22 protein-coding genes and 1 pseudogene are annotated in these 22472 nt (G+C 73.3%); 6 read left to right on the forward strand and 17 right to left on the reverse strand.

What is annotated here, in order from left to right; genetic code table 11:
• Positions 1-39: 39 nt before the first annotated feature.
• The 10 genes and pseudogenes from ACFFIA_RS18420 to rimP form a co-directional block, all read right to left on the reverse strand.
• The gene (locus tag ACFFIA_RS18420) at positions 40-1341 is read right to left on the reverse strand and encodes an MATE family efflux transporter (RefSeq protein ID WP_377252596.1); all 1302 of its coding nucleotides are present in this window, start codon (positions 1339-1341) and stop codon (positions 40-42) included.
• Positions 1342-1392: 51 nt separating this feature from the next.
• Positions 1393-1761 carry a hypothetical protein gene (locus ACFFIA_RS18425; protein ID WP_377252599.1) on the reverse strand — a complete coding sequence of 123 codons (369 nt, stop codon included), beginning with the start codon at positions 1759-1761 and terminating at the stop codon, positions 1393-1395.
• Between the two features lie 463 nt (positions 1762-2224).
• Positions 2225-3277, reverse strand: coding sequence for a DHH family phosphoesterase (locus ACFFIA_RS18430; protein ID WP_377252682.1), 1053 nt, complete (start codon positions 3275-3277; stop codon positions 2225-2227).
• Between the two features lie 5 nt (positions 3278-3282).
• Positions 3283-3753 (reverse strand): 30S ribosome-binding factor RbfA, encoded by a 471-nt coding sequence (gene rbfA / locus ACFFIA_RS18435; protein WP_377252602.1) that lies wholly within the window; start codon positions 3751-3753, stop codon positions 3283-3285.
• 96 nt (positions 3754-3849) lie between these two features.
• Positions 3850-4143, reverse strand: coding sequence for a DUF503 domain-containing protein (locus ACFFIA_RS18440; RefSeq protein ID WP_377252604.1), 294 nt, complete (start codon positions 4141-4143; stop codon positions 3850-3852).
• A gap of 82 nt (positions 4144-4225) precedes the next feature.
• Positions 4226-6856, reverse strand: coding sequence for a translation initiation factor IF-2 (gene infB / locus ACFFIA_RS18445; RefSeq protein WP_377252685.1), 2631 nt, complete (start codon positions 6854-6856; stop codon positions 4226-4228).
• Positions 6857-7147: 291 nt separating this feature from the next.
• Positions 7148-7252: pseudogene (locus ACFFIA_RS18450) on the reverse strand (translation initiation factor IF-2 N-terminal domain-containing protein); the annotation flags it as partial.
• 81 nt (positions 7253-7333) lie between these two features.
• Positions 7334-7648: a YlxR family protein gene (locus ACFFIA_RS18455; RefSeq protein ID WP_377252606.1), complete on the reverse strand. Its 315-nt coding sequence runs from the start codon at positions 7646-7648 to the stop codon at positions 7334-7336.
• 35 nt (positions 7649-7683) lie between these two features.
• Positions 7684-8718 (reverse strand): transcription termination factor NusA, encoded by a 1035-nt coding sequence (nusA, locus tag ACFFIA_RS18460; protein WP_377252608.1) that lies wholly within the window; start codon positions 8716-8718, stop codon positions 7684-7686.
• On the reverse strand, positions 8715-9326 hold the full coding sequence (gene rimP, locus ACFFIA_RS18465) for a ribosome maturation factor RimP (RefSeq protein WP_377252610.1): 612 nt from the start codon (positions 9324-9326) through the stop codon (positions 8715-8717). Before rimP ends, nusA begins: the two co-directional genes overlap by 4 nt.
• A 356-nt stretch (positions 9327-9682) precedes the next feature.
• Here rimP and ACFFIA_RS18470 point away from each other — a divergent pair, with 356 nt between their 5' ends.
• The 6 genes from ACFFIA_RS18470 to ACFFIA_RS18495 all read left to right on the forward strand — a co-directional run bounded on the left by ACFFIA_RS18470 (position 9683) and on the right by ACFFIA_RS18495 (position 15533).
• The gene (locus ACFFIA_RS18470; RefSeq protein ID WP_377252687.1) at positions 9683-10108 is read left to right on the forward strand and encodes a hypothetical protein; all 426 of its coding nucleotides are present in this window, start codon (positions 9683-9685) and stop codon (positions 10106-10108) included.
• A 46-nt stretch (positions 10109-10154) separates the two neighbouring features.
• A complete protein-coding gene (locus ACFFIA_RS18475; RefSeq protein ID WP_377252612.1) occupies positions 10155-10580 on the forward strand; it encodes a ferritin-like domain-containing protein in 426 nt (141 codons plus the stop codon).
• 48 nt (positions 10581-10628) lie between these two features.
• Positions 10629-11222: a PadR family transcriptional regulator gene (locus ACFFIA_RS18480; protein WP_377252614.1), complete on the forward strand. Its 594-nt coding sequence runs from the start codon at positions 10629-10631 to the stop codon at positions 11220-11222.
• A complete protein-coding gene (locus ACFFIA_RS18485; RefSeq protein ID WP_377252616.1) occupies positions 11219-11932 on the forward strand; it encodes an ABC transporter ATP-binding protein in 714 nt (237 codons plus the stop codon). The genes ACFFIA_RS18480 and ACFFIA_RS18485 overlap by 4 nt, the downstream gene beginning before the upstream one ends.
• The gene (locus tag ACFFIA_RS18490) at positions 11929-14646 is read left to right on the forward strand and encodes an FtsX-like permease family protein (protein ID WP_377252618.1); all 2718 of its coding nucleotides are present in this window, start codon (positions 11929-11931) and stop codon (positions 14644-14646) included. Before ACFFIA_RS18485 ends, ACFFIA_RS18490 begins: the two co-directional genes overlap by 4 nt.
• Positions 14647-14819: 173 nt before the next feature.
• Positions 14820-15533, forward strand: coding sequence for a nucleotidyltransferase domain-containing protein (locus tag ACFFIA_RS18495; protein ID WP_377252620.1), 714 nt, complete (start codon positions 14820-14822; stop codon positions 15531-15533).
• Positions 15534-15645: 112 nt separating this feature from the next.
• Here ACFFIA_RS18495 and ACFFIA_RS18500 read toward each other — a convergent pair whose 3' ends face one another.
• The 7 genes from ACFFIA_RS18500 to ACFFIA_RS18530 all read right to left on the reverse strand — a co-directional run bounded on the left by ACFFIA_RS18500 (position 15646) and on the right by ACFFIA_RS18530 (position 22455).
• On the reverse strand, positions 15646-16362 hold the full coding sequence (locus tag ACFFIA_RS18500; RefSeq protein WP_377252622.1) for a VIT1/CCC1 transporter family protein: 717 nt from the start codon (positions 16360-16362) through the stop codon (positions 15646-15648).
• On the reverse strand, positions 16359-17216 hold the full coding sequence (gene map, locus ACFFIA_RS18505) for a type I methionyl aminopeptidase (RefSeq protein ID WP_377252624.1): 858 nt from the start codon (positions 17214-17216) through the stop codon (positions 16359-16361). The genes ACFFIA_RS18500 and map overlap by 4 nt, the downstream gene beginning before the upstream one ends.
• An 87-nt stretch (positions 17217-17303) precedes the next feature.
• Entirely contained in the window at positions 17304-17975 is a 672-nt protein-coding gene (locus ACFFIA_RS18510; protein WP_377252626.1) for a gamma-glutamyl-gamma-aminobutyrate hydrolase family protein, read from the reverse strand.
• Between the two features lie 11 nt (positions 17976-17986).
• On the reverse strand, positions 17987-18751 hold the full coding sequence (locus tag ACFFIA_RS18515; protein ID WP_377252628.1) for a 3-oxoacyl-ACP reductase: 765 nt from the start codon (positions 18749-18751) through the stop codon (positions 17987-17989).
• A gap of 66 nt (positions 18752-18817) precedes the next feature.
• On the reverse strand, positions 18818-20173 hold the full coding sequence (locus tag ACFFIA_RS18520) for an aldehyde dehydrogenase family protein (protein WP_377252630.1): 1356 nt from the start codon (positions 20171-20173) through the stop codon (positions 18818-18820).
• A complete protein-coding gene (locus ACFFIA_RS18525) occupies positions 20170-21570 on the reverse strand; it encodes a glutamine synthetase family protein (protein WP_377252632.1) in 1401 nt (466 codons plus the stop codon). The genes ACFFIA_RS18520 and ACFFIA_RS18525 overlap by 4 nt, the downstream gene beginning before the upstream one ends.
• 60 nt (positions 21571-21630) lie before the next feature.
• Entirely contained in the window at positions 21631-22455 is an 825-nt protein-coding gene (locus ACFFIA_RS18530) for a FadR/GntR family transcriptional regulator (RefSeq protein ID WP_377252634.1), read from the reverse strand.
• Positions 22456-22472: the final 17 nt, after the last annotated feature.

Below are 22472 nucleotides of genomic sequence, written 5' to 3' on the forward strand. Positions count from 1 at the left end.
AGCCTGCCAGAGTCGGTGGGGCCGCGCGCACGACGCCCCTCAGCGCACCGCGCCGACCACGGCCCACGCGCCGGAACGCATCCGCAGCAGCAGCGTCACCAGCCGCGCCACGATGAAGAGGGCGAGCCCGGCCCAGATGCCGCCCAGCCCGATGTCGAACGCGTACGCCAGCCAGATCATCGGCAGGAAGCCGCCCAGGGCCGCGACGATCGTCGCGTTGCGCAGGTAGCGGGCGTCGCCGGCGCCGATGAGCACGCCGTCGAGCGCGTACACGACGCCGGCCAGCGGCAGCAGCGCCACAAACCACGGCCACGCCACCAGCGCCTGCTCGTGCACGGCCGGGTCGGGGCTGAACCAGCCCGGCACCACGCCCGCGCCCGCGCCGATCACCACCGCGAAGCCGGCTCCGCTCACGCCGCCGATCACCGCGATCCGCCGGCCCAGATCGCGGGCCTCGCCGTCCTGACCGGCGCCGAGCGCGGCGCCGACCAGCGACTGGGCCGCGATCGCCACCGCGTCGAGGGCGAGCGCGCAGAAGAACCACAGCTGCACCGTGATCTGGTGCGCGGCGACCGCCGCGGTGCCGAAGCGGGCGGCCACCGCCGTGGCGGACAGGAAGCACGCCTGGAACGCCGAGCCGCGGATCAGCAGGTCGCGCCCCAGCACCAACTGCTGGCCGATCACGGCGGGGCGCGGGCGCAGGGCGACGCGCTCGACGACGAGGGCCCGCGCGAAGAGCACGCCGGCCACCGACTGCGCCACCACGTTGGCCACGGCCGAGCCGGGGAGGCCCAGCCCCACCGGGTACACCAGGATCGGGCAGAGCACCGCGGAGAGCACGTTGGCCCCGAGCACGTAGTAGAGCGGGCGGCGGGCGTCCTGCACGCCACGCATCCAACCGTTGCCCGCGGCGGCGAGAAGAAGACCAGGAGCGCCCAGCGCCGCGATCCGCAGCCACTCCGCGGCCGCGCCGGCCACCTCGGCGTCGTCCCCGGCCAGGGTACGGGCGAGCGGGCCCGCCGCCACCTGCGCCACCGCCGCGAGGGCCAGCCCCACGCCGAACGCGAGCCACGACGCCTGCACCCCCTCGGCCACCGCCGCGGCCCGGTCGCCGGCGCCGAAACGGCGGGCCGAACGGCCGGTCGTGCCGTACGCCATCACGGTGCCCAGCCAGGCGGCCGCCGACATCACGGTGCCGCCGATCGCGAGCGCGGCCAGCGGCAGGCTGCCCAAGTGCCCCACGACCGCGGTGTCGACCAGCACGTACAGCGGCTCGGCCGCCAGCACGACCAACGCGGGCAGCGCGAGACCCGCCACACGGCGCAGGGAGTACGCAGGCATCGCCCGCCATCCTGACACCGACGGCGTAATGACCGCAATGATGGCTGGTACTTACATCACGGAGGAGAGCGCGCGCGGCTCGCCGTACTCCTCGACGTCGGACCTGGTGAGCTTGATGAGGGCGCGCGACTGGCGCCAGCCGACGACCTGCTCGGAGTAGCGGACGCCGCCGCGGGTGCGGGCCACGACGGTCCAGGGCATGCCGAACCCGACGCGGAGCACGGTGACGATCGGCAGCAGCAGGAGCAGCAGAAGCCACTCGGCGACGAAAATGGTCGCGACGATGATGGCGGGCAACACCACGATCACGGCGAAGACGCCGATCGCGATCAGGAACCCGATGGGCTCGTCACCGGTAATCGGGAAGTCGGGGACGCCGCCGCCGACGTCGGCACCGCGGGGCCGCCACCGCCAGGGCAACCAGCGCCGGCCAACCCGCCATCGGCGACCGTCGGGGAGCCTTCGATCCGCATGCCGTGGCATGGTGCCACGGCCGACCAAGAGCGTGACTTACTGGCGCGTGTCCATGGAGGTCTGGAGGGCGCGGCGGGCCTGCTCGCGCTCGTCTTCGTTGGTCTGGGGCTTGGGCTTGGTGGCCATGGGAACGGGGTCCTTCCAGGGCGTGCGCGACTCGCGACAGCGAGCCCGCACTGCGGGCACTCGTGCGATGCGCCGAGACGGCCCTCCGGGATCGCCGGAGCGACGGTGGCGCGAGCCCGGGTCGGGTCAGACCCTGGAGGCAACACCGATCGTGCGGAGCGTCACTCATGGCAGTGCACGCACGGACCGGTACGCAACGCAACCCAAGTTAGCGTTAAGTCAATTGAACGCGCGCCCCGTTCCCGGGATACGGACCGGTAGCAGAAGGAAACCCTGCGTGGGATCAAAGCTCCGCGCGAATGGCGTCGATCACATCGTCGACCGTGCCCCGCCCGGTGAATCCCGCCGCCAGCCGGTGCCCACCGCCGCCCAGCGCCACCGCGACCCGGCTCACGTCGACCGCGCCCTTGCTCCGCATCGAGACCGCCCACTCGGACGCCCCGACCTGCTTGATCACGCAGCTCACATCGGCCTCGGCCGCGCAGCGCACGGAGTCGATGAGCGCCTCCAGCACGTACGGCTTCTGGTGGTGGCGGGCGAGGTCGTCGAGCGTCGCGTACGTCCACACGAGCCCCACGCCGCCGGCCGCCTCCGGCTCGAGCCGGGCCCGCTGGAGCACGTCGCCGTAGAGCCGCACCGCCCCGAACGGGCGCGTGTCGAAGATCCGCCGGGAGATCTCCCCCGGGCTGATGCCGGTGGCGATCAGCCGGGCGGCCATCTCGTGCACGGCCGGCGTGGTCATGTCGAACCGGAACGAGCCGGTGTCGGTCGCCAGCGCCACGTACAGACACGAGGCGATCTCCGCGTCGAGCGGCACCTCCAGCCGGTTGAGCAGCCCCTCGGCCACCACCGAGGTCGCGGCGGCGCCCGGGTCGACCAGGTGGATGCCGCCGAAGCGGGTATTGGAGGCGTGGTGGTCGAGCACCACCGCCGCCCCGGCCGTGTCGAGCCGGTCGACCAGCTCGCCGAGCCGCGAAGCGCTCGCCGCGTCGAAGCAGAGCAGCAGGTCGGGCGCCGGATACGCGGCGTCGGCCGGCACGAGGAGGTCGAGGCCGGGCAGCCAGCGGAACGGCTCGGGCACCTCCGGCGGAGCCGCGTGTCCCTCGCCGCCGTCGCCCGCCGTCGCGCCCGGGAAGGTCGCCTGCAACTGGGCGATCCCCAGCCGGCGCAGGCCCAGCGCCACGCCGAGCATGCTGCCCAGCGCGTCGCCGTCGGGGTTGACGTGGCAGACCAGGAGCACCGTGCCGTCGGCCGGCAGGCCGTGCACCGCGGCGACCGCCGCGGCCCAATCCGCGGGGGAAGGCTCGGATGTGCCCGCCGCCGGCACCTCGGCCACGGTTGTCACGGCCGGTCCCTGGAGTCAGCGGAGGTGTCGTCGTCGGCCTCGTCCTCTTCGGCTTCCTCGCGGTAGGGGTTGGCCTCCCCCGCGTACTCCGCGCCGGCCGCGATCCGCTGCACCTCGGCGTCGGCCGTGCGCGCCTGGGCGAGCAGGTCGTCGATGTGCTTGGCGTGCTCCTGCACGTCGTCGTGGACGAACGTGAGCGTCGGCGAGTGGCGCAGGCCGAGCGCCTTGCCGACCGTGCTGCGCACCAGCCCGTTGGCACTGTCGAGCGCCGCCGCCGTGCCCGCCTGGGCGGCGGCGTCGCCGAGCACCGTGTAGAAGACCGTGGCGTCGCGCAGGTCGGGCGTGATCCGGGCATCGGTGATCGTGATCATGCCGAGGCGAGGGTCTTTGATCTGGGTACGCACCACCGAAGCCACCAGCTCTCGCACCCGCTCCGCGTGCCGGCGTACCTTGGCCGGGTCCGTCATCTCGCCACCTCCGGGAAGTACCACTGCGCGCACCCGGCCCGAGGGCCGGAAACACCCGCCAACCCCTCGCACACTACCCGTGTGAGCTGCCCAGAATCAGTCCTCGTCGCCGTGTAGCCGCCGCCTCACGGACAGCAGTTCGATCTCCGGGCGACCCGCCACCAGACGCTCGCACGAGTCGAGGACCTCGCCCACGTGACCGGGCTCGGCGGCCACCACCGCCACGCCGATCTCCGCCCGCCCGTGCCGGTCGAGCGCGCCGACCTCGGCCACGGAAACCTCGAACTTCCGCAGCGCGGCCACGATCGGTCGCACGTATGACCGCTTCTGCTTCAACGAACGAGAGTCCCCTGGCAGGAGGACGTCAAACACCGCGGTTCCCGTGTACACGTCCAGAGAACTTACTGTGCCGGCGGCCGGAAACGGCGGCGGGGCAGAGCGAAACCGCTCTGCCCCGCCACTGAAGGTGCGCCTAGGAGCGCGCCTTCTCCCGCATCTCGAACGTCTCGATGACGTCGTCGACCTGGATGTTGTTGTAGCCCTGCAGCGTCAGACCACACTCGAAGCCCTCGCGGACCTCGGTCGCGTCGTCCTTGAACCGCTTGAGCGAGCTGATCGTGAGGTTTTCCGCCACCACGACCCCGTCGCGGATGAGCCTCGCCTTGGCGTTGCGCCGGAGGAGGCCGGACCGGACGATACAACCCGCGATGTTGCCGACCTTGGACGAGCGGAAGACCTCGCGGACCTCCGCCGAGCCCAGCTCGACCTCCTCGAACTCGGGCTTGAGCAGGCCCTTGAGCGCCGCCTCGATCTCCTCGATGGCCTGGTAGATGACCGTGTAGTAACGGATCTCCACGCCTTCGCGATCGGCGATCTCGCGGACCTTGTTGGAGGCCCGCACGTTGAAGCCGATGATCGTCGCGGCCTCGGACGAGGCACTGGCGAGCATGACGTTGCTCTCGGTGATCGCGCCGACGCCCCGGTCGAGGATCTTGAGCTGCACCTCTTCGGGGATGTCGAGCTTGAACAGCGCATCCTCCAGGGCCTCCACCGAACCGGAGACGTCGCCCTTGAGGATGAGGTTGAGCGTGGTCTTCTCGCCTTCCTTGATCTGCTCCATGAGCGTCTCGAGGGTCGCCCGGCCACGGGAGTTGGCGAAGCTCGCCGCCCGCCGCCGCGCCTGCCGCTGCTCGGCGATCTGCCGCACGGTGCGGTCGTCGGCCGCGGCCAGGAACGTGTCACCCGCGCCCGGCACCGCCGTGAGGCCCAGCACCAGCACCGGACGGGACGGACCCGCCTCGACCACCGGCTTGCCGTTTTCGTCGAGCATCGCGCGGACGCGACCGTGCGCCCCACCGGCGACGATCGAGTCGCCGGCGCGGAGCGTGCCCTTCTGGACCAGCACCGTGGCCACCGCGCCCCGGCCCTTGTCGAGGTGGGCCTCGATGGCCACACCCTGAGCTGGACCGTCGACCGGAGCGGTCAGCTCCAGCGACGCGTCGGCGGTCAGCAGCACCGCCTCGAGCAGCTCGTCGATGCCGATGCCGCGCTTGGCCGCGACGTTGACGAACATCGTGTCGCCGCCGTACTCCTCGGCGACCAGCCCGTACTCGGTGAGCTGCTGGCGCACCTTGTCGGGGTTGGCCTCCGGCTTGTCGACCTTGTTGACCGCGACCACGATCGGCACCTCGGCCGCCTTGGCGTGGTTGAGCGCCTCGATCGTCTGCGGCATGACGCCGTCGTCGGCCGCGACGACCAGGATGACGATGTCGGTCACCTGGGCACCACGGGCACGCATGGCGGTGAACGCCTCGTGACCCGGGGTGTCGATGAAGGTGATCGCCCGCTCGGCACTGTCGTGCTCGACCATGACCTGGTAAGCACCGATGTGCTGGGTGATGCCGCCGGCCTCGCCCTCGATCACGTTGCTCTTGCGGATCGCGTCCAGCAGCTTCGTCTTACCGTGGTCGACGTGACCCATGACGGTCACGACCGGGGGCCGGCTGACCAGCCGGTCCTCGTCGACCGCGGCGTCGAGGTCGATGTTGAACTGCGCGAGCAGCTCGCGATCCTCGTCTTCCGGGCTCACGATCTGCACGTCGAAGCCGAGGTGCTCACCGAGCAGCAGCAACGTGTCGTCGGAGCACGACTGCGTCGCCGTCACCATCTCGCCCAGGTTGAACATCTCCTGGACCAGCGAACCGGGGTTGGCGTTGATCTTGTCGGCGAAGTCGGAGAGCGACGCGCCGCGCGAGAGCCGGACAACCTGGCCCTGACCGCGCGGAGCACCGGAGCTCATCTGCGGCGCGGACAGGTTGTCGAACTCTTGACGCCGCTGCTTCTTCGACTTGCGACCGCGGGTCGGCTTGCCGCCGGGACGCCCGAAGGCACCCGCCGCGCCACCGCCGCGACCGCGACCGCCGCCACCGGGACGACCGGCACCGCCGGCACCCGCCGGGGCGCCACCGCGGAAGCCACCGCCGCCGCCACCGCCGCCGGGACCGCCACCGCCACCGCGGAAGCCACCACCGCCACCGCCGCCGGGACCGCCACCGCCACCGCGGAAGCCACCACCGCCACCGCCGCCGGGACCGCCACCGCCACGGAAGCCACCACCGGTGCGACCGCCGCCGCCACCGCCGCCCGGACCACCGCCGGGACGGCCGGGACCGCCACCCGGACGGCCAGGCCGCTGGGTGGGCATGGACGCCGGGCTGGGCCGCGGCGGCATAGACGCCGGGCTGGGCCGCGGCGGCATGGACGCCGGGTTGGGCCGCGGCGCGCCGGTGCCACCGCTGGCCGGGGGACGCTGGCCGCTGGGCGTGATGCCGAACGGGTTGTTGCCACCGCTGCGCGGCGGGCGCGGACCGGGACGGCCCGGACCCGGGGTGGGCGCCGCGGGAGGCGCGGACCGACCGGCGGCCGGGGAGCCGGGCCGCGGGGGGACCGCGCCCGGACCGGGCTTGGGCCGGGTCGCACCGTCTGCCGGAGGCTCCCGGCGCGCGGTGTCACGCTGCTTGGCGGCCTGCTGGGCAGCCTTGACCGCCGCCTCCTGGTCACGCTTGAGCCGCGCCGCACGCTCCTCGGCGGCGGCGACCTCGATGTCGTGGGCGCTCGCCGGCTTGGCGACGGGGGCGGGCTGGGGCGGGCCGGGGACGGGGCCCTTGGGGCGGGCCGTCGGCCCAGGCGTGGGCGCGGTCCGCCGAGGCGGCGCGGGGCGCGCCGAGACCTTGGACTGTGGCGCCGCCGGCGCGGGTGCGGCGGATGACGCCGACGCGGCCGCCGGAGCCGACGGGGCGGCTGGTGCCGCCGCTGGGGCTTGCGATTGAGCGGCGAACGCACCGCGCAGTCGCCGGGCTACCGGCGCCTCGACGGTGCTCGACGCGGACTTGACGAACTCGCCCATCTCCTTCAGCTTGGCGAGCACGGTCTTACTCTCGACCCCGAGCTCTTTCGCAAGCTCGTGTACGCGGGCCTTGCCTGCCACTGCACTCCTCACTCCGAGGTCGTGCGGGCGGCACCCGCAGCGACCTCACTCCTGCACTTGAAGCCTGGTCATTTGAGCGACTTCATCGTGTGCTCATGTCGGTCGTCCTACCTTGCTCTTTGCGACCCCCGACCGGTCTGCTTGACCGGTCGTAGTGGCTACCGCACGGATGTGCTCGGCTAGCGCACCGGAATCCAGGAACCCGGTGACGCGCAGCGCCCGCCCGAAGGCACGGCGCCGCTCCGCCAGCGCGAAGCAAGCCGGATCAGGATGCAGGTGCGCTCCCCGACCCGGCAGTCTACGGGCCGGATCGGGCGTGAGGCTGTGGCCAGCCTCACTGGAAACCGCGATGACCCGCAGCAAATCGGTGGCCGTCGCCCGCTGCCGGCAACCCACGCAGGTGCGCACCGGCCGCGCACGTCGTACCAACAGAGAGTCTACTCCTACGCTTCGGCGACCGCGCCGCCCGGCTCGGTCGCATGATCGTCACCGGCGGGCCGCGCCGGCTCGTTGTCCGGCTTGATGTCGATACGCCACCCGGTGAGCCGAGCGGCGAGGCGCGCGTTTTGCCCCTCCCGGCCGATCGCGAGCGACAGCTGGAAGTCTGGCACGGTCACCCGCGCGGTACGCGTCGCCGCGTCGACGACCTCCACCCGCAGCGCCTTGGCCGGGGAGAGTGCGTTACCGACGAAGTGGGCCGGGTCGTCCGACCAGTCGATAATGTCGATTTTCTCACCGTGCAGCTCGCTCATCACCGCGCGGACCCGCTGCCCCATCGGCCCGATGCAGGCGCCCTTGGCGTTGACGCCGGGAGCGGTCGAGCGTACCGCGATCTTGGTGCGGTGCCCGGCCTCGCGGGCGATCGCGGCGATCTCCACGGTGCCGTCCGCGATCTCCGGCACCTCCAGCGCGAAGAGCTTCTTCACCAGGTTGGGGTGCGAGCGCGACAGCGTGATCTGCGGCCCGCGGAAGCCCTTCGCCACGTGTACGACCACGCACCGGATCCGCTGCCCGTGCGCGTAGATCTCGCCGGGCACCTGCTCCGAGTGGGGCAGCACCGCCTCGAGCTTGCCGAGGTCGACCGTGACGATGCCCTTCTCCGACCGCGCCTCGTGCGCCTGGACCACACCGGTCACCAGGTCGCCGTCGCGGCCCACGTACTCGCCGAAGTGCACCTCGTCGGTGGCCTCCCGCAGCCGCTGGAGGATGACCTGCTTGGCGGTCATCGCGGCGATGCGGCCGAAGTCGTGCGGGGTGTCGTCCCACTCACGGACGACGGTGCCGTCCGAGTCGAGCTCCTGCGCGTACACGAGCGCGACGCCGGTCTTCCGGTCGATCTCCACGCGGGCGTGCGACTCCGCGCCCTCGGTATGGCGGTAGGCGGTCAGCAGCGCGGTCTCGATCGCCGCGAGGATCGTGTCGAACGGGATCTCCCGCTCCCGCTCGAGGGCACGCAGCGCCGCGAGGTCGATGTTCACCTCTCCTCGTCCTCCTCGTCGTCGATCTCGTCGTCCTCTTCTTCCACACCCTCGACCTCGCCCCACCGGGTGAACTCCAACTGCACCCGGCCCGGCCCGAGGTCGGCGTGGGCCACCTCCTGGACGGTGCCGTCGACGTCGAGCGTCACGCCCTCGTCGCCGGCCGCCTTGACCCGCGCGGTGACCTGCCGGCCAGCCGCGCTCACCTTCACCAGCCGCCCCACGTTGCGCCGCCAGTGGCGGGGCAGGGTGAGCGGCCGGTCGACGCCCCGCGAGCTGACTTCCAGCTCGTACTCCCCGGGCAGCAGGTCGCCCTCCGCCGCCTCGGCCGCGTCGAGCGCCGCCGAGACGGCCCGGGACACGTCGGCGATGTCGTCGAGGCTCACGCCCCGGTCGCCGTCGATCGTCACCCGCACCACGTGGCGCCGCCCTGCCCGGGACACGGCCAGGTCCTCCAGGTCGTAGCCAGCGCCGGCGACCACCGGCTGGACGACCGCGACGACCCGATCCTTGGAGACCCGGGGCTGCGGGGTCCGCTCGGCGCCGGCCGGCGGACGGCGGCGGTCGCCGGAGCTTCGGGGCGGAGTGGTGCGGCCACGCTGAGTCATCAGGCGCACCTCTCTCCGTCACTCGGGCCCCTCCACCACCGCCCTGCGGACCTGGTGAAAGAGCCATGCCTCCTTGCCACCGGACCAAAGCGCGTCCGGTGGCTGCGCAGAGCGTAACGCGCCGAAGCACTTCGGGGACGGCCGGCGCACCGACCTTCCCCCGGGGCGACCCTCGCCCCGGCCCCACTTCGCCCCACCTGTTGACAAAGAGCGGCATGTCACCCCGGACGGGGGTTTCCGGGAGTGGTGGCCGCTCGGTGGCAGCCGTACGGCAGACTTTGCCCGTGCGGAGCTGGCTACAAGATCAACGGCCGTCCCGCCGCGGAGTGCTGGCCGCGGCGGTGGGGGCCGCCGCGCTGTACCCGATCTCGGGGTGCGGCCTCTTCGGCGGCGATGAGGAGAACGTGCCGCCCCCACCGCCCGACCCGCTCGCTCCACTGCTGGCCGAGGCGCTCTCCCTCGCCGGCGCCCACGAGGCCGCGGCCGCCGCGTTTCCGGAGCTGGCGGAGCGGCTCACACCTGTCGCGCAGGCGCACCGCGAGCACGCCACCGCGCTCGCCGCCATCGTCAGGACGCCAGAGCCCACGGCCACCGCCTCCCCCGAGGCGTCCGCCAGCCCGGTGGCCGGCGACGCGAAGAGCACGCTCGCCGCGCTGCGCTCCGCGGAGCAGAAGGGGCAGAAGGCGGCCGCGCAGGCCTGCCACGCCGCGCCCCCCGAGCGGGCCGCGCTGGTCGGCTCGATCGCCGCCGCTCGCGCGACACACCTGGAGGTGGTCCGGTGACGACAACGCACCGGGGGCCGCGATCGTTCCCGCCCGGAGCGCTCCGATGAGCCCCGAGTCGCTGGCGAGCGCCCTCAACGCCGAGCACGCCGCGATCTTCGCGTACGGGCCGATCGGGGTGCGCCTCGACGCCGCCTCGGTGGCCGAGGCACGGGACGCCGAGGCCGCGCACCGCGCCCGCCGCGACACGCTGGTGCTCCGGCTGACCGAGCTCGGCACCACGCCCCCGCCGGCGGCACCGAGCTACGAGCTGCCGTACCCGCTCACCGACCGGAGCGCCGCGCTCCGGCTGGCGACCGAGATCGAGGAGCGCACGGCCGCGGTCTGGCGGGCCGCCCTGCCCGCCACCGCGGGGGCCGACCGGGCCACCGCGCTCGCCGGGCTCACCGACTGCGCCGTGCGCGCCACGCGCTGGCGCCGCCGTGCCGGAGTCGCCCCCGCCACCGTCCCCTTCCCGGGCCGGACCGCCTGACGCACCGCACTTGCCCAACGGCATACCGGGTATGCATACTCGGTAGCCATGTCCATCCGTCACGGTCTCCTGGCGCTGCTCGAACGCGGCCCCATGTACGGCTACCAGCTCCGCGCCGCCTTCGAAGAGTCGACCGGCGCGACTTGGCCGCTGAACATCGGGCAGGTCTACACGACCCTGTCCCGCCTCGAACGGGACGGCCTCGTGCGCCCGCTGCCGGAGAACGACGGGGGGCAGCGGCCGTACGAGATCACCGACCCCGGCCGCACCGAGCTGGCCCAGTGGTTCGCGACGCCGATCAGCCGCACCGACCGGCCGCGCGACGAGCTGGCCATCAAGCTCGCGCTGGCGCTCACCACGCCGGGAGTCGACATCCGTGCGGTGGTACAGACCCAGCGCACCGCCAGCATGCGGACCCTCCAGGAGTACACGCGCCTCAAGAGCCGTGACGCGGAAAACGTCGAGCTGCCCTGGCGACTCGTACTCGACGCCATGATCTTCCAGGCCGAGGCGGAGATCCGCTGGCTGGACCACTGCGAGGCGAGCCTGATGCGCTACACGCCGCCCGCGCCCAAGGCACCTCCGGCAGCCAGCCCGGCGGACGTGCCGGATCCCGAACACAGCGAGGTGCGCCCGTCATGATCCTCGAACTGCGCGACGTGCACCGCACGCACGGCACCGGCGCGGCGGCCGTACACGCGCTGCGCGGCATCACGCTCGGCGTCCGCCCCGGCGAGCTGGTCGCCGTGATGGGCCCCTCCGGCTCCGGCAAGTCCACGCTGCTCAACCTCGCCGGCGGGCTGGACCGCCCCACGCGGGGCGGCGTGTACGTGGAGGGCCAACTCCTCGGCGAGCTCTCCAAGCGGCGGCTCGCCGCGCTGCGCCGGCGCTCGGTCGGCTACGTCTTCCAGGACCTCAACCTGCTGGCCAGCCTCACCGCCGCGGAGAACGTCGCGCTGCCGCTGGAGCTGGACGGCATGGGCGTACGCAAGGCGCGGCGGCTCGCGGTGGCCGCGCTGGAGGAGGTGGGCCTCGCCGACCTGGGCCCGCGCTTCCCCGACGACATGTCCGGCGGCCAGCAGCAGCGCGTGGCGATTGCCCGCGCGCTGGTCGGCGACCGCCGGCTCGTACTCGCCGACGAGCCCACCGGCGCGCTCGACTCGCAGACCGGCGAGGCGGTGCTCCGCCTGCTCCGGACGCGGGTCGACGCCGGCGCCGCGGGCGTACTGGTGACCCACGAGGCGCGGCACGCCGGCTGGGCCGACCGCGTGGTCTTCCTCCGCGACGGCGTCGTCGTGGACACCTCGGGCCCGCTCACCCAGCCCGAGGAGCTGCTGGAGCCAGCCTCGTGACCTCCTGGCTGACCGCGCTCCGCATCGCTCGCCGCGAGGCCCGGCGGGCCAAGGGCCGCTCCGCGCTGGTGATCGCGATGATCGCGCTGCCCGTGCTGGCGCTCTCCTTCGCCGCCGCGTCGTACGACATGTTCCGGCTCCGCCCGGCCGAGCAGGCCGCCCGCGAGATGGGCACCGCCGACGCCCGGCTGCTGTGGGAGTTTGACGGGCCGATCGCGCAGAACCCACGCGGTGAGGGCTGGTCCAGCAGCAGCGACCCGGTCACCTCGCCGCGCACCGAGCGGGAACTGCTCGCCGCCCTGCCCCCGGGCAGCCGCGTCATCCCCAGCCGGCAGGGCTTCGCCGAGTTTCGCACCGCCGCCGGCATCGGCTCGATGCTGACCCGCGGGCTGGACATCCGCGACCCGCTCACCACCGGCCTCGTCACCGTCCTGGACGGCCGCGCGCCGGCGAGCGACGGCGAGGTCGCGCTCACCAAGGAGGCGGCCGAGCGGCTGGGCACCAGCCTCGGCGGCACGATCCAGGACGCGGGCCGCAGCCGGTCGTGGACGGTCACCGCGATCGTCGAGTTTCCCGGCGCGCTCCGCGAGGCCGTCGTCTTCCTGCCCACCGCCCTGCCCGGCGATCCCGCGTCCACCACGGCCGCCGGCTGGCTCTGGGACGCGCCCGCGCCGGTCACCTGGGACCAGGTCAGGCAGCTCAACCAGCGCGGCATGGTGGTCTTCTCCCGGGACGTACTGCTCAACCCACCGCCCCTGGAGGCGACGCCGGAGATGCTCCGCAGCACCAGCGTGGACGCCGGGGCGATCGGGATCGGCGGCCTGGTCGCGGGGCTCGCCATCCTGGAGATCGTGCTGCTGGCCGGCCCGGCCTTCGCGGTCGGCGCCCGCCGCCGGCGGCGCGACCTCGGCCTCATCGCCGCCAACGGGGGTACCCCGGCACACCTGCGCCGCATCGTCCTCGCCGACGGCCTCGTGCTGGGCGCGCTGGGCGCCGCCGCCGGCCTGGTGATCGGCGTGGTGACCGCGTTCGCCACGCGACCGCTGCTGGAGGAGTACCTGACGAACCAGCGGGCCGGCGGCTACCGGGCCTTCCCGCTCGCGCTCGCCGGGATCGCCCTGCTGGCGGTCGGCACCGGGCTGCTCGCCGCGCTCGTGCCGGCGTTCACCGCCGCTCGCAACGACGTGGTCGCGGCGCTGACCGGGCGGCGCGGCTCGGTACGCTCGCGCAAGCGCTGGCTGGTCGCCGGCCTCGCGCTGGCCGCGATCGGGGCCGCCGTCACCATGTACGGGTCGCGGCAGACCGACATCAACGTGCTCCTGGCCGGGCTGATCATCGGCGAGCTGGGGCTGGTGCTCTGCACACCGGCGCTCGTGGGGCTGATCGCCCGGCTCGGCCGGGTACTGCCGCTCGCGCCCCGGATCGCGCTGCGCGACACCGCCCGCAACCGGGCCGCCTCGGCGCCGGCGATCGCGGCGGTGATGGCCGCCGTCGCGGGCAGCGTCGCGCTCGGCGTCGTGCTCGGCGCCGAGCAGGAGCGCAACGACTCGAGCTACGAGCCGGGCCTGCCGGAGGGGCACGCGCTCATCTACTACGAGCACCAGACCGCCGGCGACCCGGTGCCCGACCCGGAGGAGCTGGTGGCGATAGCCCGGGAGACACTTCCCACGGTCACCGCGCTCCCGGTCGGGCAGGTCACCTGCCCACCGGGGTCGCCCGCGGACGTCTACTGTGGACTGAGCCCGCGCCTCCCCGAGTCCCGGGAGTGTCCGTGGTTCGACGACGCGGGGTCGCTGAGCCGGGAGGACCAGCGCCGGGCCCGGGAGGATCCGCGCTGCGAGCCAGACAACGGCTGGTCGCGAGTGGCGTACGGCAACCTCGTCGTCACGCCCGACGCCCTTCCGGCACTGACCGGCGCGACCGGCGACGACCTGGCCCGCGCCCGGGAGGTGCTGCTCGCCGGCGGTGTGGTGATCGGCGACCCGCGGTACGTCGTCGACGGCAAGGTCACTTTGCGGATCGACGACGCCAACCAGCCGGAGGGGATGGTCACGGAGGAGGACGAGCGGCGGATGCCCACGCTCGTCGTGCCCGGGTACGCGGTCGCCAGCGGGCTCCCGGCGTACAGCGGCGTCATCATCTCCAGCGCGACGGTGGCGGCGGCGAAGCTGGCCGTGCAGCCGTCCGGCGTCGTGGTGGCCACCGACCGGATGCCCACCACGGCCGAGGAGGACCGGCTCACCGGCCGGCTGCGCGAGTTGGAGGTGCGGGCGTGGATCACGGTCGAGCGCGGGCCGGAAACCCATTCCGATCCGACGCTGCTGATCCTCGCCGCCGCGGCCGGGCTGATCACGCTGGGAGCGGCCGGCATCGCCACCGGCCTCGCCGCCGCCGACGGCCACGCCGACCTCGCGACGCTCGCGGCGGTGGGGGCCAGTCCGGGGGTACGCCGGCGGCTGTCGCTCAGCCAGTCGGGCGTGATCGCCGGCCTCGGCACGGTGCTCGGGGTCGCCGCCGGGCTGGGCGTCTCGGCCGCGGTGCTGTACGCGTACAACCAGGCGGGGGCCGAGCGGTGGCCGGTCGAGGTGCCGTACCCGATCGGGGTCCCCTGGTCGAGCCTCGCGGTGGTGGCCGTGGTGCCGCTGGTGGCTATGCTCGGCGCGGGCCTGCTGACCCGCTCCCGGCTGCCGATCGAGGCGCGGCGGGCGACCTGAGCCCCCGCGAGAATCCCGAAGTCGTGCCACACCTGCCTCCGGCGGCCGTGCGCAGGCCCGCCGGGCGGCAGGATCATGCGCATGACGCGATGGGCCGGCCCGACATAGGGCGAGTCGGAAAACAGGAACGCAGCGCTACCGCGCCGCCACGGTGATACCGGAGAATCATCGCCGTGGCGGAGACCAACCCGTACCTCGCCAACCCCCGCTGGGTCGTGGCGGAGCAGGTCGCCGACATCGCCCGGCGGCGATATCCGGCGGGGGTGCTGGCGATCGGCGCGCACGGGTCGCTGGCCCACGGCGACGACACCGACACCAGCGACGTCGACCTGGTCGTGGTCACCTACAAGCCGGGCGCCGGGCCGCGGCCGGTGACCCGCCGCGTCGACGGGATCCTCGTCGACCTCGGCGTGGTGGCCGCCGACGAGTACATCCAGCACGCCCGCACGCTCTCCACCTCGTGGCCGCTCGCCGCCGACCGATACGTCACCACGCGGGCGATCTACGACCCCAACGGCTGGTTCGAGCGGCTCCGCGACACGCACCTCGGGCGGCTGGCCGAGGCGAAGTCGCTGGAGTTCACGACGCTGGCGCGCGAGGCGTGGTGCCGGGCCTTCTCGGCGCACGCGCGGGCGGTGCGGCTCACTCAGTGGTACGAGACCGACACCGCGATGCTGATGATCGGCGAGGCACGCCTCTCGGCGGCGATGGTGGTGGGGCTGTTGAGCCGCACGTACTTTCGCAACAGCGCCGACGCGGTCAAGCGCACCGGCCTCGCCGGCGTCGACATGACCGAGCTCGGCGTCGTCCTGCGCGACCAGGCCAAGGAGCTGGCCAACCGGGGCCGCCCCGTCGACGCGACCGTCAACCAGGTCTTCGAGTCCTGACCCAGCGGCCGGGGTCGCGGTCGTGGGAACGCGGACGGTGCGGCCGCGGGAGCGGCGGTCCGCACCGCGACGGACGTCGCGGTAGCCCAGATCTGTCTCTTGAACAGGCCGGCTAGATGCCGCCGCTCACGCCGATGAGCCGGCCGATCAGGTAGGTGGCGCCGGCGGCCGCCGAGCCGAGCAGCAGCTGCCGCAGCCCGCTCCCCCACCACGACCGGCTGGTGAAGCGGGCGACCAGCGCGCCGGCCACGAAGAGCCCGACGCCGCCGACGGCGAGCGCCAGCCACAGGCGCTCGAAGCCGAGCAGGTACGGGAGGAGGGGCACCAGCGCGCCGGCCGAGAAGCACAGGAACGAGGAGCCGGCGGCGAGCCACGGGCTGGGCCGCTCGTCCGGGTCGACGCCAAGCTCCTCGCGGGCGTGTACGCGCAGCGCCTCCTCCGGGTTGCGGCGGAGCACGGCCGCGATCTCCTCGGCCAGCTCGCGGGGCAGGCCGCGCGCGGTCCAGGTCTGCACCAGCTCGTGCGCCTCGGCGTCGGGAAACCGCTCCAGCTCCCGCCGCTCCTTGGCGATCTCCGCGGCGACCTGCTCGTTCTGCGTGCGCACGCTGGTGTACTCGCCGAGGCCCATCGAGATCGCCCCGGCGACCAGCCCGGCCGCACCGGTCAGCACGATGCTCCCCGGCGCCACTCCGCCGCCGCCCACGCCGGCGATCAGCGCGATGTTGGTGACCAGGCCGTCCATGGCGCCGAAGACGGCGGGACGCAGCCAGCCGCCGGAGACGTCGGCGTGGTGGTGCGGGTTGAGCGCGGCCGGTGTGTCGGCCGTCACGGCAAGGTCAGGATCTCGTGCCCGTCGTCGGTCACCACGATCGTGTGCTCGAACTGGGCGGTCCACCTGAGGTCCTTGGTCACGACCGTCCAGCCGTCGCGCCACATGGTGTACTCGTGGGTCCCCAGCGTGATCATCGGCTCGATGGTGAACGTCATGCCCGGCTCCATGACGACGTCGAGCTGCGGATTGTCGTAATGCGGCACGTACAGCCCACTGTGGAACGACTCGCCGATGCCGTGGCCGGTGAAGTCGCGCACGACCCCGTAGCCGAAGCGGCGCGCGTACGCCTCGATGACCCGCCCCACCGCGTTGAGCGGCCGGCCCGGCGCCACCGCCCGGATGCCCCGCATCATCGCCTCGTGCGTGCGCTCGACGAGCAGGCGCGCCTCCTCGGAGACGTCACCGACGAGGAACGTGGCGTCGGTGTCGCCGTGCACACCGCCGATGAACGCCGTGACGTCGACGTTGACGATGTCGCCGTCTTCGAGCACGGTGCTGTCCGGGATGCCGTGGCAGATCACCTCGTTGAGGCTCGTGCAGCACGACTTGGGGAAGCCCTTGTAGCCGAGCGTCGACGGGTAGGCGCCGTGGTCGCAGAGAAACTCGTGCACGACCTTGTCGATCTCGTCGGTGGTGACGCCGGGCTTGCAGTGCTCACCGGCGAGCTGGGTCGCCTGCGCCGCCAGCCGCCCGGCGATCCGCATCTTCTCGATCGTCTCGGGGGTCTGCACGTGCGAGCCGCGCCACTCCTTGGGCCGCTTCTTGCCCACGTACTCGGGGCGGGCGATGCTGGCGGGCACCTGGCGCCAAGGGGTGAGCTGGCCTGGCGCCAGCGGGGCACGGACGGTCATGACCTCCACCCTAACGCCGGGCGGGGGCCCGTCACCGCAATGCCGTCTTGCGCGCCCGCGCCGCCTCCACGGAGGCTTGCGGTCAACCTAGCGCGACGCGTCCACCAGCGCCCGGAACGGCCGCACGTCCCCATCCGCCTCGGGATGCCACTGCACGCCGAGCAGGAACGGCCGCTCCGGGTCTTCGACCGCCTCGATGGTGCCGTCCTCGGCCCAGCCGGTGACGGTGAGCCGCCCGGCGTCGGCGACCCCCTGGTGGTGGTACGAGTTGACCACGCCGTCGCCCCCCATGATCGCGCCGATCAGGCTGCCGGGGGCGAAGCGGGCGCCGTGCGAGCCGTACACGCCGGGCTCGGGGCGGTGCCCGTCGTGCCCCACCACCACGGGCAGGTGCTGGTGCAGCCGCCCGCCGTACGCCACCGCGAGCAACTGCATGCCCCGGCACACGCCAAGGATCGGCAGGTCGGCCTCGACGAGCGGAAACTCGCCCGCGTCGCGCTCCGGCCGGCTGTCGGTGAGCGGGCCGGCCGGCTCGCCGTAGCGCGCGGCGTCGACGTCCGGCCCGCCGGCGAGCACGAGCCCGTCGAGCACACGCAGGACCTCTGCGCTCTCCGGGTCGGGCGGGAGCACGACCGCCCGCCCTCCGGCCGCCTCGACCGCCCGCACGTACGAGTGGGGCAGGAGGGTCGCCGGTACGCCGCGCCACACGCCCCAGGCGGCGGGCTCGACGTACGAGGTGATTCCGATGATCGGCCGCATCACTGCCCGCCTTAGATAGGTGTCACGTACGCGCCGGTGATGCCGCCGTCGACCACGAACTGGGACGCGGTGACGAACGAGGCGTCGTCGCTGGCCAGGAACGCCACCGCCGCCGCGATCTCGGCGGGCTCGGCGAAGCGTCCCATCGGCACGTGCACCAGCCGCCGGGCGGCCCGCTCCGGATCCTTCGCGAAGAGCTCCATCAGCAACGGCGTGGCCACCGGGCCGGGGCAGAGCGCGTTGACCCGGATCCCCTCCCGGGCGAACTGCACGCCCAGCTCGCGGCTGAGCGCCAGCACGCCGCCCTTGCTCGCCGTGTACGCGATCTGGCTCGTCGCCGCCCCCATCAGCGCGACGAACGACGCGGTGTTGATGATCGAGCCCTTGCCCTGCCGCCGCATGTGCGGGATGGCGTACTTGCAGCACAGGTAGACGCTGGTCGTGTTGACCTTGATGACCCGCTCCCACGCCTCCAGCCCGGTGACCAGGATCGAGTCGTCGTCGGGCGGCGAGATGCCGGCGTTGTTGAACGCCACGTCTACCCGCCCGTGCCGCGCCGCCACCCCGTCGAAGAGGTCGCGGACGGCCGCCTCGCCGGTCACGTCACAGTGCGCGAACTCGCCACCGACCTCGTCTGCCGCCGCCCTGCCGCTCACCTCGTCGATGTCGACGCAGACGACGGTCGCCCCCTCGTCGCGAAACCGCCGGGCGGTGGCCAGACCGATCCCGCTCCCCGCCCCGGTCACCACCGCGACGCGCCCCGCAAGACGCGCCATGCCTAGCGCTCGTCCGCCGCCGTGCTCCAGGCCCGTGGCCTCGCGACTCCCGCTCACGCCCACCCCTCACGCTGCGATGAACACGTTTTTGACATCGGTGAACGACAGCAGCGCGTCGGGCCCCAGCTCGCGGCCGAGCCCGGACTGCTTCATCCCGCCGAACGGAGTCCAGTAGCGGACCGAGGAGTTGGAGTTGACGCTCAGGTTGCCCGACTCCACACCGCGCGCGACCCGGATCGCCCGCCCCACGTCGCGGGTCCAGATCGAGCCGGAGAGGCCGTACTCGGTGTCGTTGGCGAGCCGGATCGCGTCGGCCTCGTCGTCGAAGGGCAGCACCGACACGACCGGCCCGAAGATCTCCTCCCGCCAGTGCCGCTCGGCGGACGAGTCGGCCAGCAGGACGGTCGGCGGGTACCAGAACCCGTCGCCGGCCGGTGCCGAGCCGGTGAACGCCACCTCCGCACCGTCTACATAGGAGGCGACGGCCGCCCGCCGACCCGCCGAGATGAGCGGGCCCATCTGCGCCGTCTCCAGCGCCGGGTCTTCCACGCGGAACGCCCGTACCGCCGGCTCGAACAGCGCCAGGAACTCGTCGTACACCGATCGCTGGACCAGGATCCGGGAGCGCGCGCAGCAGTCCTGCCCGGCGTTGTCGAAGACCGCGGCCGGCGCGGCGGCGGCCGCGGCGGCGAGGTCGGCGTCGGCGAAGACCAGGTTGGCGCTCTTGCCGCCCAGCTCGAGCGTCACCCGCTTCACCTGCTCCGCGCAGCCCGCCATGATCCGCTTGCCGACCTCGGTGGAGCCGGTGAAGCACACCTTGCGCACCGCCGGATGGCTCACGAACCGCTCTCCCACGACCGACCCCTTTCCGGGTACGACCGTGAGGACGCCCTCCGGCAGCCCCGCCTCCAGCGCCAGCTCGCCCAGCCGGAGCGCGGTCAGCGGGGTCAGCTCGGCCGGCTTGAGCACCACCGTGTTGCCGGCGGCGAGCGCGGGCGCGAAGCCCCAGCCGGCGATCGGCATCGGGAAGTTCCACGGCACGATCACGCCGACCACGCCGAGCGGCTCGTGGAACGTCACGTCGAGCCCGCCGGGCACCGGGATCTGGCGCCCGGTCAGCCGCTCCGGCGCGCCCGCGTAGTAGTCGAGCACGTCGCGCACGTTGCCCGCCTCCCAGCGGGCGTTGCCGATCGTGTGCCCGGAATTGCGCACCTCGAGATCGGCCAGCTCGGAAAGTCGCGCGTCGACCACCGCCGCGAAGCGCCGCAGCAGCCGGGCTCGGTCGCCGGGCGAGACCTGACGCCAGGAATCGAACGCCCCCCTCGAGCGCTCGATGGCGGCGTCGGTCTCCTCGGTCGAGGACGACGGGACCGTCGCCACGACCCGCCCGGTCGCCGGGTTGAGCACATCCGTCGTCGTCACAGCCGCTCGAACCCCCGCCGCAGCTCCCAGTCGGTCACCGCGGCGTCGAAAGCGGCCAGCTCGACACGTGCGGCGTTGGCGTAGTGGGCGACCACCTCGTCGCCGAACGCCACGCGCGCGACCGCCGAAGTCTCCCACAATCCCAGTGCGTCGCGCAGTGACGCCGGCACGCGCGCAGCGGTGGCGTCCTCGTACGCGTTGCCGGTGTACGCCTCCTCCAGCGCCAGCTCGTTTTCGATGCCGTGCACCGCCCCGGCGACCAGCGCGGCGATCGCCAGGTACGGATTGACGTCGGCGCCCGGCACGCGGTTTTCCACGCGCAACGAGTGCCCGCCGTGCCCCACGAGCCGCAGCGCGCAGGTGCGGTTGTCGGTGCCCCAGCGCACGGCGGTCGGCGCGAACGAGCCGGGCTGGTAGCGCTTGTACGAGTTGATGTTGGGCGCGTAGAGGAGGCTCAGCTCGCGCATCGTGGCGAGCAGCCCGGCCAGCGCCCGCTCACCAACAGCGGAAAGGTGCGCCCTCCCACCGCTCCCGGCCGCTGAGCCTGACCCGTCGCCGACCATCGCCGCCCCGCCGGCCGGCGTACGCAGCGAAAAATGGATGTGGCAGGAGTTGCCCTCGCGCTCGTTGGGCTTGGCCATGAAGGTGATCGACATGCCCTCCTGGGCGGCGATCTCCTTCGCCCCGTTCTTGTAGATCACGTGGTGGTCGGCGCAGGTGAGCGCGTCCGCGTACCGGAAGGCGATCTCGTGCTGCCCCAGGTTGCACTCGCCTTTGGCGCTCTCCGGCACCAGCCCCGCCCCGTGCATCTCGTTGCGGATGCGGCGCAGCAGCGGCTCGACCCGGGCGGTGCCGAGCAGCGAGTAGTCGACGTTGTAGAGGTTTGCCGGGCTGAGATCGCGGTAGCCACGCCGCTGCGCGTCCTCGTACGAGTCGCGGTAGAGCACGAACTCCAGCTCGGTCCCGGCGTACGCGGTCAGCCCGAGCGCGGCCAGCCGGTCGAGCTGCCGGCGCAGGATCTGCCGCGGCGAGGCCACCACGCCGCCGGAGCCGTCGAGCCACCGGAGGTCGGCCAGCAGCATCGCGGTGCCCGGCTGCCACGGGACCCGCCGGAGCGTGGAAAGGTCGGGCACCATCGCGAAGTCGCCGTAGCCCCGCTCCCACGACGACATCGCGTATCCGTCCACTGTGTTCATGTCGACGTCGACGGCGAGCAGGTAGTTACAGCCCTCGCTGCCGTGCGCGACCACCTCGTCCAGGAAGTGGCGGGCGTGGAACCGCTTGCCCTGCAACCGTCCCTGCATGTCGGTGAGGGCGAGCACCACCGTGTCGATCTGCCCGGAGTCGACCGCGACGCGCAGCTCCTCCAGCGAGAGCGCCGGCCTGCCTACCGTCATGAGCCTGCCTCCGGAAAAGGTCCGTAGCTATACCAAATATGCCCGTCGCTTCTACGAATATCAGGTGAGCAGCCCCAGCAACAGCTCCGCCGTACCGTCGCAGTGCTCCTCCATGAGCGACCGCGCGGCGGCCGGGTCGCCGGCGAGGATCGCGTCGACGATCCGCGTGTGCTGGGCGTCGGAGTGGTCGAGGTTGCGCTTGATGACCGGTATCGCGGCGAGCAGCCGGTCGAGTGTGAGCTGCACGTCGGCGACCGCGGCCGCCAGCGAAGGGCTGCCGCTCGCCCCCGCGATGGCCAGGTGCAGCCGCGAGTCGGCCACTCGCCGCGTGGCCGGGTCGCGGCCGCGCGAGTCGGTGAGGCAGGCGACCAGGTGCTGGCGGTCGGCGGCCGCGAGTGCCCGGCTGGCCCCCAGCCCGGCCGCCCCCGGCTCGACCACGCGCCGGAAGTCGAGCGCGTCGTGCAGTGTGTCGCCCATCTCCCGGGCCAGGTCGGCCGCCGTGCCACGCCGGGCCAGCGGCGTGACGGCCGCTACCGGCGCCGTCGACTTCCGGCCCGGCCTGGACCGGCCGGCGACCGGTGGTGTCCCGGCCCGGGAGACCACGAAGGTGCCGCCGGTCCGCCCCCGCCGGGACTCCAGATAGCCGGCCTCCCGCAGCGCCCGGATCGCCTCGCGCAGCGTGACCCGGCTGACCTGGAGCTTTTCCGCGAGCTCGCGCTCGGCCGGCAGCCGCTCTCCCTCGGCCACCAGCCCGAGCTTGATCGCCTGAGCCAGCCGGGACACCGTGATCTCGAACGCGTTGCCGCCGCGGACCGGCCGCCACAGGGGCATCGCCACCACCGGCGACTCGCGCCCCTGCTTCGCGGTGACCGCGTCGCTCGACATGCGCTCCCCCTGATGCC

The sequence above is a fragment of the Phytohabitans kaempferiae genome, assembly GCF_042433955.1.
Classification (GTDB): Bacteria; Actinomycetota; Actinomycetes; order Mycobacteriales; family Micromonosporaceae; genus Phytohabitans; species Phytohabitans kaempferiae.